The following is a 14,138-nucleotide window of genomic DNA, read 5'->3' as shown; positions in this document are numbered from 1 at the left end:
CACATTTTTAACGTATCAAAAACGCTGTTAATTTTTTATCTTCTACCCACAAGCCATTTACCCAAAATGTAAGCTCTACACCATCTGTTTGCCATACAAATGTAAAATCATACACTCTTTTTGTTCTCTGATAAGGGTCAGCTAAAAGTGCTTCTGTTACTGTTTTTTCGATATAACTTTGTTGTGCTTTTCTATCCTCTTGAGCAAATGCTTCTTCCATTTCTACACCAGTTTGAGAGGAATAAGCAAAAAACGCCCATCTTTGTGTTAACACTGTTTTTAAACACCACTGTACCCAAGTATCATAGGGTGTTGCTGTTTTGATTTCTCCATTACTATCCAGTGCAATATCTCCTTTTTCAAAATCAAAATATATACTTTGTTTTGTTCTATTTTGTTTTTTGGTATCACTTTCTATTACTTTGGGTACAGCAAATGTAGGAAATAAATTAGTCACATTCCAGCACCACCTTTGCATTGAGTATCAAATCAATTACAATGGCATCTACTCCTACCCACGCTACAAGTACTCTGTCTCCTGGTTTTATCCATCTCATTTTATCGGGTAAATACACATCGTGATAATGTATTCCTGTACTACAAACACTATGATTATGTTTTCCTTTGGCATTATGTTCGTGGTCTGGGAATGTATCTGGTGGCTTGTGTAAATATTTCTCTCCTTCCTGCCAGCCTTTTTCACTCCAATCTTCTTCTTCCCAGCCTTCTACAACAGGGTCTTCTCCCTGCCACCACGTCATTGTCATAGGCTTTGCTGGGTTCCAGCTCACACTTCTGCATATAGAATAATCCTCTATTGGTATAGGAATGGGATAGGTATTTGTTAAAAGACTGTAATCCTCTTGTATCACACCAAAATCTAATATCAAAGGGCTTTTTGTACCGTTTTGCACTTCTTGCCTTATTACACTTCCCAAATGTTGAAATCCTTTCATATTCTTTCCAACTCCAGCTCCATTGTTTTTGAAAAACCGTCATGTGTTACTCCTTCTACTATAAAATATCCTGATAAATTACCAGCTACTAGCTTTATTTTGTCGCCTTTTCTCATTATAGGTACATCTATTGTAGATATAGAAATACTTTCTTCTGGTTTTCCTTTTTCTTTTAATATATTTTGTGCTTCTTTTTCTGCATCTTCTAATGTTTTGTTACTGTCTTTTGTAATAATTTCTTGTAATACACCATATTCTAAGCCACCATTTACCGTTTTTAATAAAGGAGGTCTTTTGTCTTCCTCAGACTTTCCATATACTAACACTTTTGTAACCAATCCTTGTAATGTCAAGCGGTCTGTAGTACTTTCTACATTTTTGCCGTGAAAATAGTAAATATCTGTATTACTGCCTTTTTTTCTAATAATGAGTGTGTCTTTTTCAAAAAGCATAACATATTTACTGTTTAGTTTTGTTTGTGCTTCATCTAGCACTGTTGTTAATTGCCTGCTGATTTCCATATCTTTTAAAGGCGTCTTTCCATGCGTCCAGCTTTCCCATTCATACTGCACAGTAATACCCCATTCTTTACAAATATCTTCTACTAAAAACTGTGTACTTTTTCCACTAGAATAGTATGTATTGCCTTTGCTTTGTGTCAAATATATCATTTTATCATATGCTGTAAATGACAGTTCTTTTTCTAATGCACTGGTGTAACTCCAATCCCATACAATTCCTCTGAAATACTCTTGTTTATTTACAAAAATTACTATTTGCGTACAAAGTTCTATCAAATCACTGATATATCCTTTGTCTATTTTGATATTTGCTAGTTTGATTTCTGCCTTTTGTGCAATGCTATCTTTTTCCTCTCCCCATGTTAATGAAGTACATAGTCCTGTCAAATCCATTACTTCCCCAGAAGAAAAAAATGCTTTTATACTGTATTTCAGTTTTGTAATATCTACTTCTGCCATAATTATCACATCCTTATACAGGAAGCAGTAACACTTGCCCTACACTAATTTTATTTGGATTTGAAATATTGTTTAATGTTGCAATTTCTTGGTATCTGTTTCCTGCTCCTAATTTTGATTGTGCAATATCCCATAAACAATCTCCTTTTTTGACAGTATAAGAAGTATCTGACTTTTTTTCTGGTCTTTGCTGTTGTTGTGGTGTGACTGCTTTTGTTGTGCCTTCTTCGTTGTCGCCTTCATTTCCTTCTGTACAAACTTTTAACTCTTTAGCATGAATAAATGAAATGTCACAGTCATAATCTCCAAATCCTCCTGCATAGGTCATAGTATAACTTTCTAAATATACCTCATGATTGACAGGTGTTTCTGTAATCAGTAACCTGCATTTTATTCCTCTATTTCTTAAAAAAGAAAACCACGACTGCACCTTTAAAGGGTCGCCGTGGCTAACAATAATGTAGGGATTTTGATAACTTCCATTTTCCTTTTTGACTTGTCTTTTTTCACCTGGTATTTTGCAGCTCCACGATATTCTTGTTAAATCCTCTCCTAGTGGCTGCATCACCTCACCAATATTCATAATATCATAACTTTGAAATCTTGTAGCACAATCTACTTTTATTTCTTCTGGCAGCATAGGAAATGTCATAAAATTCCCTGTGTCGCACTCTGTTAATATGATTTTCATTTCACCACCTCACAAAAAACACCTGTCCTTGTAAACACTGTAAGCAAATTTAATATTCTAATGCTTTTTTCAATTCTTCGTTTTCTTCACAAACTCTCACAAAGGCATCTGCATAACTTAGTGCAGTATCTGACTTCATCAATTCCTGTATTCTTTGTTCTGCCTGTTGTTTTTTGCTACCTGCACCTGCTCTACTACTGCCATATTCTTTAAATATACCACTTGCTTGTGTCATTTCTACCATTTCATCTAACATAGCAATATAGTCATTGTATGCCTGTTCATTAGACTTTTTTAAATCATATAGTTTTGCTGACAACTCCTCTGTATTTTTGCCAATTACTTCATATTGTTTTGCAATATTTTCAAACTCTTTTAATTCAAGTGATTTTTTTAATTCTTCCAGTTCTTGTTTTGCTGTTTCAGCTTCTTTAAGTGCCTTTTTGACTTCTGGGTGAAGTGTTTGTTGTATTTTTACTGTTTGTATTTCTGGTTCATATTTCTTTTTTAATTTTTCATAAATTTCACTGTCGCATTCATTCATTTTGTTAATATCCATAGTTTCCTCCTGTTTTTGTTCCTCTTTTGCAAAATCATATACAGTACTATAAAATTCATTTACACTCTTTTGTAATAATTCCTCTTTTTGTTCTGCTGTTTTGCTTTCATCTTTCAGCACACTTATTAAAGAAGTTTCCATAGCTTTTTTAATTTTTTGCTCTTGTGTTTGTTGTTCCTGCATAGAAACACCTAATGCCTTACAAATGTCCTCCACAGTAATATTTAGTTCCTTACATACATTTTGAATAATACTTGTTTTTAAATCTGACACTGTATTCTCCTCCTCTATACTTTTTTTCAAACAAATGAATGCTCTTTGATTTGCTCCTTGTTTGCATAAATCCACACTGTTTACAGATACATTTTTCAATTTTTTTGCCATACTTCACACTCCTTTTAGACATAAAAAAAGCACATGCTATAAAACAAGTGCTTTACAAAATATATTTTATTGTGTTATACTTTACTTACAAAGGAGGTAACCGCCAGCCTTTGCCACAAGGTGGAAGGTGGTTAGTCTCGGTTTGGTGTTTCAACTACCCAAAGCGTGTGAGGCTATAATGGGTAGTTTTTTTATTACTTTCTTTTATCCATCAAAATAACAATGATGAGAGAAAGCAACGCAATTAGAGTGTTAAACATATTTAACATCAGTTCAGTTGATGTAAGCATTAAAAACAATACTTCATATGTACTCATAGCATCGCCTCCTTCCTTTGTATAAGGAGGCTAACTACCCTATTTCGGTTACCTTATATTTATATTATCACATCAATTTTCATATTTCAACAAAACATTCTAAAAAGCTCCTTGCTTGTACTGCCTTATTTACATTTTCTACCTGTGCTGTGCCTTCTATAGAAAACATATTGTATTCGCCTTTTTTGATTTTATGCCAAGTACTGTCATCTGTTATCTGAAAACCTACCCACCAACCACAAGGCAAGCTATTCTCTGGAAGCCCTAACGCCTGTATCTTTTCTTTTGTAAATACAATACTTTCAATCATTTTGCCTTTTTTACGTAATGCAGGATTGTGTCTTTCTCCTGTATCTCTAAATTTTAGCACATAGTCATAGGCAGTTCTTTCCAGTTCTTCCCCTGTAATACTGTCGCCTTGATAGTCTTCAATACTATTCCCTTGTTCATCTTCAGCGACATTTGCCCAGCCAAATACCTGCTTTTTGTCCTCAACAGACTTTTTTAATTCAAAGTTCATTTCATCACTTCCTTTTTATTTCAAATAAGCAATAAAAAAACGCCCTAAGGCGTTAAGGTACAATATTACCAATCATCATCGTCATCATCTATGCCCCAATAATAAAAATATCTTTTTTATTTTTGACGCATTTTTTTAATACATCTACAAAATCGTTGTAACTATTATCTCCTATTTCAAATTCTTCTTCTCCACAAGGGTCAACTCCAAATAATTGTTCATATTGTTCTACTAAATCTTCTAGTTCTTTTGTCATTTTTCCATAATACATTATTTTAATCCCCTTTCAAATTCTTTTAATATAACATTAACTTGTTCTGTTATATTTGGAAAAATGCTATTAGCTACTATCCATACATCTTTATTTTGCATATATATCATTCCACCGTAATTTGCCCATGTCTCTTTCTCTACTCTAAAGGGTTTATTCCAATAATCTGGGTCAGGATGTATATAACCTAATTTTATCTTTCCTTTTGACATACCATTTAATATATCAGAAATTCCTCTGTAAGGTTCTTTTACTTCTTTCTCTCATAATTTATTAAGATTTTTTTTATTTGGCTTACAAAATCCAGGTATATCCTCAGCTATTTTATAGTTGAATTTTCCTAAAGCCTCACGTGTTTTTGTAGTTACTTTTTCATAATGTTTTAATAAAATATCATTTTTTCTCCATTCCTCTTCCTCTATTTTATTTTCAAAAATAAGAAACATAAATTGAAAGTCATTTTCCGTAGCAAGTAATTTTTGAATTAAAATTTTTGTTAATTCCATTAGTTATAACTCCTTTATGAATTTATACAATTCATTATCTTTTAGTTTTAAATGTTGCAGATTTATTATAAATTCTTTATATCCTTCACTAAAATAATCACCTAAACACAAAGTATTTAAAGTTCCTGCTTTACTATCAAATCTTCCTTTTCCATTTAAATCTGTTTCATATAAACGACCTTGATATTCTGATATAAATTTAGAGTTTTCTAATCTATAAATAGGAATATTAAATGTTTCGTCATCATAAATAATATCACCAATTCCTATATTTTCTAGTCCATTATTTAAAACTCTAATATATTCAAAATTTTTGTGTAATTTAAGTTTTGTTTCTAGTGCATGAGCAAACTCATGAATAACTTCTCCTTTTTCAGGATTTAGCGAAATATACATAATTCTTTTTTCTCTATCATAGCAAGAATTCCTTCCTTTTTCAACTACTATTTCTTTTACATAATCTTTTAATATTTTTTGATGTGTTTCAGGAATTAACGCTAAATCATTTTTGATAATATCTATTGTTTTTTTAGGAATGTTTTCTATATTCTTTATTCTTATAAAATTAGGATTATTAATATCATCAATATATGTTTTGATTGGTGCTTCTTCTGGTTCTGAAATTTCTTCATACTCCACAGCACACCTACAACTTGTATGAAAAGGTGGGAAAAGCACATCGCCCCATTGTGTTTTAAAATACTCATTTTGGTTTACTTCCTGTCCTTCTACTTCTCTACAGCCTTTACAAACTCTATTATAAGCAATAAAAAAACGCCCTAAGGCGTTAAGGTACAGTTTTTATTTTTGATGTGCTAAGTCAACTAATTTTATAACTCCACCTGATTTTGTTTCATCTCCTGTTTCAATTGCTTCTTTGATTTTCTGCTTATAGTCATCAATACTGCTATAAAAATCATAATGATATGGTGGAAATTCATTTGTAGGAAATATTTCTTTCCATTGTTCTTTTAACTCTCGCAAGTCTATATCATTCTTTAAAATACTAAAAAGAGGTGTTTTACGAGGTCTATAAAATGATGTTTTACGAGGTTCTCTCATTTCTTTCATGCTATCAGCTCCTTATAAGCTTCATATACTTCTTTTAAAATGCTGGTGCACTCCATTTTACTTTCACAATTTAATACATCAATCGCTGATAAATTAGCAAATATTTCCCTATACACATTTTCAGTATTTTTCCAATATCTTTCTTTATGCTTCCCATTCAAGATACCATTCATTTTACCTTTACTTAATGCACTAAATATATCTGAAAATCCTATATCATCAAAATATTTGCCGTCTTCTTTAAACCATTCTTTTATTTCTTTTTCATAATTATATATGATTTTGCTTGTATTTTCAACGGATTTTATAAATTTTTCATTTTCCCAGCTTCTATATAATAACTCATCCATTCTATGAGATAGTTCATGAGCTTGTACAATGTTCATATCGTATAAATCATAATTGGGTGCATTGGGGTTATATTTTATCAAGTCTAAATCCTTATCATAAGCAAATGCTGAACCTAATTTTTTATCTAACTGATATTCTGTAGTTTGATGAAGGAATTTCATATTTTTGTTAAATTCATTATCTTCACTTTCTTGAAGTATTTGTGTAAATTCATCATGTGATGCTTTTATTTTAGGGTCGTTGATTTCTGGTGCTTCTAATGTTTCCGTAACTTCTTCATACTCCACAGCACATCTACAACTTGTATGAAAAGGTGGGAAAAGCACATCGCCCCATTGTGTTTTAAAATACTCATTTTGGTTTGCTTCCTGTCCTTCTACTTCTCTACAGCCTTTACAAACTCTACCATCACCTGCAGTAATGACATACTTTTTCACTTTTCCCATCAATCCATCTTTTTGAGCCTGTTTGATGCTGTAATATTCTCCTGCGTTATATGCTCCTGCAAGTTCTGTTCTAGCGATAGTCATAGCCCTATATTCTTTTTGCTTTTTGGCATATTGCTTTGCCTTTTCTAATGCTTTTTGCTCTGCTGTCTGCTCTTTCATTTTAGTGTGGTTCTCTAATAGATTTTGTTTAATACTGTTATAGTAATTTACATTTGCTGTGACTTGTCCTTTATGTAATCCTATCATTGGCTTTAACAAATCCGCTGTACCTTCTGTAGTGATACCTAGTGTTTCTGCTCTGTCAATAACCAGTTTTATCGCTTCTTTTTGTGTTTTTGTCAGCTGTACTATCTGCTCTGCACAACTTTTTTCTATCCACTTTTTGGTTTCGTGGTATTTTATATCAAAAGAAAAAGAAGATTGCCTTTCGGTAATCTTCTTAACTATTTTTTCTGCTCCTTTTTCCATAGCAGTCTGTTTTTTTGTAAACATTTTTCCCAACACAAATATAGTAGTGCTTTGTAGTAATTGCTTTTCTATTTCATTTGTCACTTTCCCTTTTTTTACCATTTCTATGTACTGTTGTGCTGTAATCTCTCTTTGCTGATTGTCCCATAATTCTATGAAATATTGCTCTAGTTCTGGTTGTTCTTCTTCTAATGTTTCCCTTAATTCTTTTATTGCTTCAGGGTAGTTGTTGTGTTCTTTTTTGACTTCATTGTAAAACTGCATCATTCATTATCCTCCATTTTCTTCCTCTTTAGGAGGATAGGCAACTCCTTCTAATGCCTCAGGCAAACCACCCATTTCTCTTATTTTTCTTTCCAGATTTTGGTCTAATGTTAAAAGTCCCACATTTGCCATTTTTACAATATAATCTGCAAACTGTGTCAAATCCTGTTTTTCAATATCACCATGTATCAGTTTTGGCATATCGCTTATATTTTTAAAATGACTTTGATTGACTTTTATCAGCTTTGGTATTGCCTGTGTATTTATTGTTTGGCATATAATATCCAAATAAGTACCTATTGCTACCGCAAAAAGCCTTGTTTTATCGCTGGAAAGTGCAAAACTTCCTGTTTGTTGATGTCCCAAAAGCACAAAATCAGCCATACAAGTCATAGCCATTCTGTTGTCTATTCTTTCTATAATATTGCCTATTTCGAACTGTCTTTTGCTTCCGCCGTTTACTAGGCTAAACGTCCAGCCATACGGCAACACAATACCTTCTTTTTCGTCCCTTCTAATATTTTTTACTAGCTTTTCTGCATAGGCTAATGCTTTCATATTCTCTGGGTCGTCATTCCATATATCTGCTCCTTCTGGTGGTTGCAACAATGGCAATCCTGCTAAATCCCTCTCTACTCCTATGCCCTCTATCTGTCTAAATCTCTTTTTATAATAATAATCTGTATAGCAATTTCTTAGTATAGAACGCCCCTCTGGATTTTGTTTTCTACTCTTTGTTACAAAATGTAATGCTTTTTCAATGGGTATTGTTCTAATGATATAGTCTGGTGGTGCTATTTGCGACATTGCTAACAAGTCGTCATTTTCTCCATATTCCCAACGATACAATGTATCCTGTGAACGCAATGCTAATTTTTTCCAGCCTATCAATCCATCTGTATATTTACTTTGATTTTGTATTCGCCTTTTATAACAAATTTCGTGATAACTCCAGCCATAAATTAAAAATGACATGATTTCAGAAATGGTATCTTGCCAGGACTGTTCCATGTCATTCATACAGCTTTTTATAAATTCTGCTGCATTTTTATCTGCTTTTGTATTTGCTGCTGGTTCTATATCCCATGTTACTTGCCTCATAAGCATTTCTATTGCAAAAAGCATTGCTCCTATAATATCATCATTTTCAGACATTTCTTTATACACTTCAATGCCTTTTTGCCCTTGTAACTCTGTTAAAAATTCCTCAAAAAATACACCACCATATCGCCTTTGTCCTATACGTCCATATTCTCCAAATATATCCAATTTCCTCACCACCTCACTTTATTATATCCAGCCATTTTCTCTATCTTTTTCAGCAAAGCAATCAGGAGGTACAATAGCTGTGTTACCCTTTGTCAGTTCTGCAAAACCATTACTAGAAGCGTCTGCCATATCTTTATATTTTCCTTCTGGGAAGCTTTCCAGTTGTGATAAATAGCTTTCTGTCCAATCTGAAAGCAATACAAACACATTTCCTTTTTCTGTACCTTGCAAGCCTATCCACTGTGCAGAAAAAGGTTCTGCTCTTGTTTCTTTACTGCCCGACTCTCTTACCACTGACACCGAAAATCCAGAAAGCAATTTTATGTACTGTTCTGCTTGGTCTTTTCCTGCCTGTCCAGGATCTTGCGATAATCTTATTTTGACATTTTTATATTTTGTTTTATCTGTTTTTGCAGTATTTAATACCGTTTGTCTTACTTCACTTGCATTCATTCTTCTATTAATAACATCTACTATGACATAACTGCCATTTTTTCTTTTTCCTATCAATACCCCTGCGGTATATGCTGCACCACTTTCTGTATTTTTTCTATCCTCTGTAGCTGCAAAATCCCATGCCCTCACCCACTGCTTTACATCATTTGGTATTTCTTCTATCAAATTTACTTTATTTCTTGGGAAATACAGCCCTGCTGCTGGTTTGATTTTCCAGTTACCATATAACAGTCTTTCTCTTTCTACTATAGAAAGTGCTTTTAAATTTGCCATATAACTAGGGTCTTTTTCCATGAGTATTTTGTTGTCCTGTAATGTACTGGCTATAAATGTAACAGATTTTGGTTCTGCTTTTTCTTGCTCTGTTTTTAATTCAAACTGTTCAAAAAGTTGTTGTTTACTATCCGCCCAATATAATGTATCATCACGTCTTATAAACCACCTCAGCACACCACTTCTTTCTGGTATGGGATAGCCTGTGTTTTTATCCCACCACCAAGAAATAAACTCTGCTACCCAGCTTTCACTATCTGGATTACAAGTAGCCCTCACATAAGGCTTTACACCACAAGTAGAGCGGTTACGGGAAAGCATATAAAAAAATTGCTTTTTACTAAAATGTGTTAATTCATCAAAAAGTATCAGAGGTATTTGAGAACCCTGCCATTTTAATACATCTTTTTCTAACTCCATATAACTAAATGTGACTTTCATGCCACTTTGAAATTTCCATACAGATACTGGATTTTTGACTGCTTTTCCTCCACAATAGGGATAAATGTTGTAGGCTGTGTCCCAAAGTCCGCCTTCTGCAAATATCTGATTGTTATTTTTTCGAAATATCACTGCTCCAAATTTTCCATTGTTGATATAGTGTAGTGGTTCTAAAAGCAAAGCAAATGTTTTGCCTCCTCCTGCTGCACCTCCATAAATACAGATGTCAGCATTACAACATAAAAAACTTTCTTGTGCTCCCTTTTGTGGTCTGATTTCCATATTATACTCTCCCATTATCTGGCAAATAAATATTTACTGCTGTTGTTTGTTCTGTTTGTTGTTTGTTTTGTGTTTCTCCAAATTTTAAAAGTACCTCTAAGCACTTCATTTTCTGCTTTTTAGCTTTTTCGATTTCATTGTTGTAACGAAGTATCAATTCATGTACTGCTACAGTATTTGTAGTGATTTCTTGTTGTACATTTGTATTTTCTTTTTGCAAGTCTTCTATTCTTTTTTTCTTACTTACACCAGACACTACAAGTCCACCTGCTTTTTGTTCCAGTTCTTTTATTTTTCTCATAAATTTCAATATTTGCAAATCGCAAAACTTTATCATATTTTTACATTCTTCTATCTCATCTATTTCATGTTGCAAAAAGAATTGTTGTTCTTGCTCTGATAAAAATTCAAAAAGCATTCTCTCATATATGCCATGTTTGACATGATTTTTATTTCCCTTAGGAGCACCGCCTTTCTTCTTTTCTGTTTGCAACTTTTTTGCTGTTGTGGTTGCAACCTTTTCCCCTTTCTCCTGCTTCCAATAACGTACTGCCCAAGACTTTACTGTGCTCAAAGAAATGTCGTATTTCTCAGCGATTTCTTTATATTTCATTCCCCTTCGCCAGTCCTCATAAGCCTGTTGTTTTTTCTCCACTACATCATCACCACCACCTTATGTTGAATTGAAAAAAGGCACTCTTTGAGTACCTTATTTCTATGTTTCTAAATCTTACTTTTTTCTATTGCCCTTTCTAAAAATTTTGTATCAAATCCAAAGTACAAATAGCCCTCTGTACAAATATCTACATATTGCTTACTCTGTAACCAATTTTTTTATAAAAAAAGGAATAGCCATTTGACTATTCCCTAACATTTCATGTTACCATTATAACACTATATTACATTGAATTTCTATAGAAATTTTCGCTCAAAAGCTTTCAATGCCTGTCCATGTAGCAAAACCACATACTGAAATGTATAATTCATTTCACAAGCCACCATTTCTAACCTTTTATATTCTACATATCTTTTATAAAGCACTTGCATATATTTTTCATTTTCCAGCAATTGTATCTGATTGATAATACCATGCTTACTATCAATAAATCTATCAATTTCGGCATTGATTTCATTTTCCATGTCAATTATTTTTATCAATATAGTTTCAAAATCCGCACCACATTGCCTACTACATTGTACTTTTTGTTTTGTGTAATCTATCGCCCTTATGCCTTGCAATTTTTTCAATTCGTACAATTCCTGTAATTTTTGTTCAATCATACTATCTAACTTTTGTAATTGCTGTAAATATTGTTTTGCTTTCATAACTTCCGCCCCTTGTCTATATCAATAGAATATGATATACTTTTGTTGTTGGAGTGGGGCGGAAGCCCCTTTTTGTTTTTATTTTATTTTCATTCTTTTCAACTGCCTATTTATTTTATATTCCATTACTTTTTCCACTTCTTCCTCACAATCTAATTCTTAAATTTGGCATAAGCTCACTTCCATAATTTCTCTACTGGTTCTTTTATCAAATACTCTCCAGCAATTGTTGCATAAATTCCATAATAATCTTCACTAAATTGAATATCAAAATTTTCATTGAAGATAAAATTTAATGCTAATACATATATATCAAGCAAGGCTCTATAATCTATCTCTTCTACATTGAAAGAGTTCCTATAAATTAGTTTACAATATCTTTCTAAAGTGTCTTGTAGTTCTTGTCCAAATTCTGACTGTAATAATTTTTGTTTTTCTTTTTGGCTCATAATTTTCACTCCTTTTTTTCTTGTCTTATCCTTTCCAACTGTCTATTTATTTTATATTCCATTACTTTTTCCATTTCTTTCTCACAATCTAATTCTTAAAATACCTTATAGCCTTTTACTGTTTTATTTTCACTCATTCCACATACTCCTTTCTATATTGCACATTCATCAGTACTATTTTTATTATTTTGATTTTTCAAGCAATTCCTTTCTTTTTTCTGCAAACAATTCTGCCACACTAGCAAAATCATTTTCCTGTGGTTTAGGAGCATACAACAAAAGTGTTTGTAACTGTTTTTGTTTTTGTTGTTCTTGTTCTAACAATTTTTGCTGTTTCTGTTGTTGATACAACTCTTGTTTTTGCTGCTGATATTCTAACTGTTTTTGTTCTATTTTTTGCCTTGTTTCCAGTGGCAAAACATTTTTTTGTTTTTGTCTTTTTTCTTCTGCTTGATAGATTTTTAAAAAATGTGCTCTATCTATTTCTGTATCCTCACTTAGGCACAAATCCCTCCAGCCCATTCTTTGCACAACTGTTTTTGTCATATCAGACATACTTTCCAGTGCCTGCAATTCTCTATACTGACCATAATTTCGTATTGCTGTTATGACTTCTCCCCAAGCTGCTCCGCCGTCCAATACACAACCTGTATTGATTTCAGCAATGACTTCTCTGACTTCTGCCACAGTAGGAAAATACTTACTTGTAGCTATAATTTTCTGCACAGCCAAGTTCATGATTTCCCTGTCTGTATCCGCAAACATTGTTATCCATATATTGATTTTTCCTTCTGCCTCTTGTCTTGTCATATCTTTCAATGCTCCGGAGTAATTCGCTTTCAGCACTGCAAGAACCTGAACAATTTCTTCTCTTGTCAAAACAACACACCTCCTTCTTCTTGTGCAATATCCAAGAAAATGTTACTACTTTGTGGCTGTATTACAACGCCTGTTTTATTTTTATAATTGCCGTCCAACACTTTCGCCATATTACTGTCTTTTATTAGCCAATCGAAATTAGCTAACCAGTTATTGCGATTTGCACCTTTCAAGAAATCAGAATTTTCAGCTGTTTCAAATACTTTTTTGAAGTCTTCGATTGTATACTTTTTCAATCTAGCTCTTATTGCTTTTTCCCTAGCTTCCGACAGCTTTGTGCAGCGTGGCAACGACACGCAAGTGGCGTTGTAACAATCAGCGATTAGCTGATAAATACCCTTATTGCCTTCTTCTCCTTCTTTTCTTTCTTCTCTTTTTTCTTTTTCTTTTAATTCTTTTAATTCTTTAGTTGTTGTTACTCGTTTGTTATTCGTTTGTTGTTCGTTTGTTATTTGTTTGTTATTCGTTTGTTGTTTGTTTGTTACTTGCTTGTTATCTGTTTGTTGTTTGTTTGTTATCTGTTTGTTATCTGTTTGTTGTTGTGTTTGAAAAAAGCTATATTTTTCAATATGTATTAGCGTATATTTGCTTGTTGTTTTAATTGTTATTTCTCCTGTTTTTTTTAGTTTTGTCAAACACGTTCTTACTTGTTGTGGTGTTAATTGTGTTTCATTTGAGAGATGACTAATGGAACTAACAACATCTCCTTTTTGTATTTCTATCCCTCTCCATTTTTTATATTCATAATTTGCCTTTAAAAGCAAATGTAAAAACAACACTTTTACATTTATGTCATCATACCACTCCCATTTTAATATAGAACGATATAGCTTTATAAATCCACCACTTTCTATCAAATTATCACTATCCATAACGCCCTTCTTTCTACTGCTGTCTGCATAAACACAAACTGCAGTTTTTACTTCTCCATTATTCTATTTTCAAGGTACAAACTTTTTTATTTCATCATGTCATT

Annotated in this window: 19 protein-coding genes; all 19 read right to left on the bottom strand. The window is 32.6% G+C overall.

The window, feature by feature from the left end; all coding sequences use genetic code 11:
• Positions 1–7: 7 nt before the first annotated feature.
• Positions 8–457 carry a DUF2634 domain-containing protein gene (locus C820_RS09085; protein ID WP_004034601.1) on the bottom strand — a complete coding sequence of 150 codons (450 nt, stop codon included), beginning with the start codon at positions 455–457 and terminating at the stop codon, positions 8–10.
• Positions 450–956, bottom strand: a complete 507-nt coding sequence (locus C820_RS09080; protein ID WP_004034602.1) for a S1 domain-containing protein — start codon at positions 954–956, stop codon at positions 450–452. Before C820_RS09080 ends, C820_RS09085 begins: the two co-directional genes overlap by 8 nt.
• Positions 953–1,936: an XkdQ/YqbQ family protein gene (locus C820_RS09075; RefSeq protein ID WP_004034603.1), complete on the bottom strand. Its 984-nt coding sequence runs from the start codon at positions 1,934–1,936 to the stop codon at positions 953–955. Before C820_RS09075 ends, C820_RS09080 begins: the two co-directional genes overlap by 4 nt.
• A gap of 13 nt (positions 1,937–1,949) precedes the next feature.
• The gene (locus C820_RS09070; protein ID WP_004034604.1) at positions 1,950–2,627 is read right to left on the bottom strand and encodes a LysM peptidoglycan-binding domain-containing protein; all 678 of its coding nucleotides are present in this window, start codon (positions 2,625–2,627) and stop codon (positions 1,950–1,952) included.
• Positions 2,628–2,676: 49 nt separating this feature from the next.
• Positions 2,677–3,570 (bottom strand): hypothetical protein, encoded by an 894-nt coding sequence (locus C820_RS09065; RefSeq protein ID WP_004034605.1) that lies wholly within the window; start codon positions 3,568–3,570, stop codon positions 2,677–2,679.
• 194 nt (positions 3,571–3,764) lie between these two features.
• A complete protein-coding gene (locus C820_RS14485; RefSeq protein WP_004034606.1) occupies positions 3,765–3,887 on the bottom strand; it encodes a hypothetical protein in 123 nt (40 codons plus the stop codon).
• Positions 3,888–3,966: 79 nt separating this feature from the next.
• The gene (locus C820_RS09060; protein WP_004034607.1) at positions 3,967–4,407 is read right to left on the bottom strand and encodes an XkdF-like putative serine protease domain-containing protein; all 441 of its coding nucleotides are present in this window, start codon (positions 4,405–4,407) and stop codon (positions 3,967–3,969) included.
• Positions 4,408–4,495: 88 nt separating this feature from the next.
• Positions 4,496–4,678 (bottom strand): hypothetical protein, encoded by a 183-nt coding sequence (locus tag C820_RS09055; protein ID WP_004034608.1) that lies wholly within the window; start codon positions 4,676–4,678, stop codon positions 4,496–4,498.
• A 263-nt stretch (positions 4,679–4,941) separates the two neighbouring features.
• Positions 4,942–5,184 carry a non-structural maintenance of chromosomes element 1 family protein gene (locus C820_RS09050; RefSeq protein ID WP_004034610.1) on the bottom strand — a complete coding sequence of 81 codons (243 nt, stop codon included), beginning with the start codon at positions 5,182–5,184 and terminating at the stop codon, positions 4,942–4,944.
• Between the two features lie 3 nt (positions 5,185–5,187).
• A complete protein-coding gene (locus C820_RS09045; protein WP_004034611.1) occupies positions 5,188–5,823 on the bottom strand; it encodes a hypothetical protein in 636 nt (211 codons plus the stop codon).
• A gap of 162 nt (positions 5,824–5,985) precedes the next feature.
• Positions 5,986–6,255, bottom strand: a complete 270-nt coding sequence (locus tag C820_RS09040; protein ID WP_004034613.1) for a hypothetical protein — start codon at positions 6,253–6,255, stop codon at positions 5,986–5,988.
• Positions 6,252–7,790, bottom strand: coding sequence for a phage minor head protein (locus tag C820_RS09035; protein ID WP_004034615.1), 1,539 nt, complete (start codon positions 7,788–7,790; stop codon positions 6,252–6,254). Before C820_RS09035 ends, C820_RS09040 begins: the two co-directional genes overlap by 4 nt.
• 3 nt (positions 7,791–7,793) lie before the next feature.
• Positions 7,794–9,056, bottom strand: coding sequence for a phage portal protein family protein (locus C820_RS09030; protein WP_251855591.1), 1,263 nt, complete (start codon positions 9,054–9,056; stop codon positions 7,794–7,796).
• A 21-nt stretch (positions 9,057–9,077) separates the two neighbouring features.
• Positions 9,078–10,508 (bottom strand): phage terminase large subunit, encoded by a 1,431-nt coding sequence (gene terL, locus C820_RS09025; RefSeq protein WP_004034619.1) that lies wholly within the window; start codon positions 10,506–10,508, stop codon positions 9,078–9,080.
• A gap of 1 nt (position 10,509) precedes the next feature.
• Entirely contained in the window at positions 10,510–11,163 is a 654-nt protein-coding gene (locus C820_RS09020) for a helix-turn-helix domain-containing protein (protein ID WP_004034621.1), read from the bottom strand.
• Positions 11,164–11,420: 257 nt separating this feature from the next.
• On the bottom strand, positions 11,421–11,834 hold the full coding sequence (locus C820_RS09015) for a hypothetical protein (protein WP_004034622.1): 414 nt from the start codon (positions 11,832–11,834) through the stop codon (positions 11,421–11,423).
• A 176-nt stretch (positions 11,835–12,010) separates the two neighbouring features.
• Positions 12,011–12,283, bottom strand: coding sequence for a hypothetical protein (locus C820_RS09010; RefSeq protein ID WP_004034623.1), 273 nt, complete (start codon positions 12,281–12,283; stop codon positions 12,011–12,013).
• A gap of 183 nt (positions 12,284–12,466) precedes the next feature.
• Positions 12,467–13,162 (bottom strand): replicative helicase loader/inhibitor, encoded by a 696-nt coding sequence (locus tag C820_RS09005; protein ID WP_004034624.1) that lies wholly within the window; start codon positions 13,160–13,162, stop codon positions 12,467–12,469.
• A complete protein-coding gene (locus C820_RS09000) occupies positions 13,159–14,034 on the bottom strand; it encodes a hypothetical protein (RefSeq protein ID WP_004034627.1) in 876 nt (291 codons plus the stop codon). The genes C820_RS09005 and C820_RS09000 overlap by 4 nt, the downstream gene beginning before the upstream one ends.
• Positions 14,035–14,138: the final 104 nt, after the last annotated feature.

The sequence above is a fragment of the Clostridium sp. MD294 genome (assembly GCF_000364165.2).
In the GTDB taxonomy this organism is placed as follows: Bacteria; Bacillota; Clostridia; order Lachnospirales; family Anaerotignaceae; genus Coprocola.
This window is presented reverse-complemented; position numbering and strand designations above follow the sequence as displayed.

Coding starts and splice junctions, on each gene's coding strand:
- C820_RS09080 (WP_004034602.1), bottom strand. CDS start 956: ATGAAAGGATTTCAACATTTGGGAAGTGTAATAAGGCAAGAAGTGCAA.
- C820_RS09075 (WP_004034603.1), bottom strand. CDS start 1,936: ATGGCAGAAGTAGATATTACAAAACTGAAATACAGTATAAAAGCATTT.
- C820_RS09070 (WP_004034604.1), bottom strand. CDS start 2,627: ATGAAAATCATATTAACAGAGTGCGACACAGGGAATTTTATGACATTT.
- C820_RS09065 (WP_004034605.1), bottom strand. CDS start 3,570: ATGGCAAAAAAATTGAAAAATGTATCTGTAAACAGTGTGGATTTATGC.
- C820_RS14485 (WP_004034606.1), bottom strand. CDS start 3,887: ATGAGTACATATGAAGTATTGTTTTTAATGCTTACATCAACTGAACTG.
- C820_RS09060 (WP_004034607.1), bottom strand. CDS start 4,407: ATGAACTTTGAATTAAAAAAGTCTGTTGAGGACAAAAAGCAGGTATTT.
- C820_RS09055 (WP_004034608.1), bottom strand. CDS start 4,678: ATGTATTATGGAAAAATGACAAAAGAACTAGAAGATTTAGTAGAACAA.
- C820_RS09050 (WP_004034610.1), bottom strand. CDS start 5,184: ATGGAATTAACAAAAATTTTAATTCAAAAATTACTTGCTACGGAAAAT.
- C820_RS09040 (WP_004034613.1), bottom strand. CDS start 6,255: ATGAAAGAAATGAGAGAACCTCGTAAAACATCATTTTATAGACCTCGT.
- C820_RS09035 (WP_004034615.1), bottom strand. CDS start 7,790: ATGATGCAGTTTTACAATGAAGTCAAAAAAGAACACAACAACTACCCT.
- terL (WP_004034619.1), bottom strand. CDS start 10,508: ATGGAAATCAGACCACAAAAGGGAGCACAAGAAAGTTTTTTATGTTGT.
- C820_RS09015 (WP_004034622.1), bottom strand. CDS start 11,834: ATGAAAGCAAAACAATATTTACAGCAATTACAAAAGTTAGATAGTATG.
- C820_RS09010 (WP_004034623.1), bottom strand. CDS start 12,283: ATGAGCCAAAAAGAAAAACAAAAATTATTACAGTCAGAATTTGGACAA.
- C820_RS09000 (WP_004034627.1), bottom strand. CDS start 14,034: ATGGATAGTGATAATTTGATAGAAAGTGGTGGATTTATAAAGCTATAT.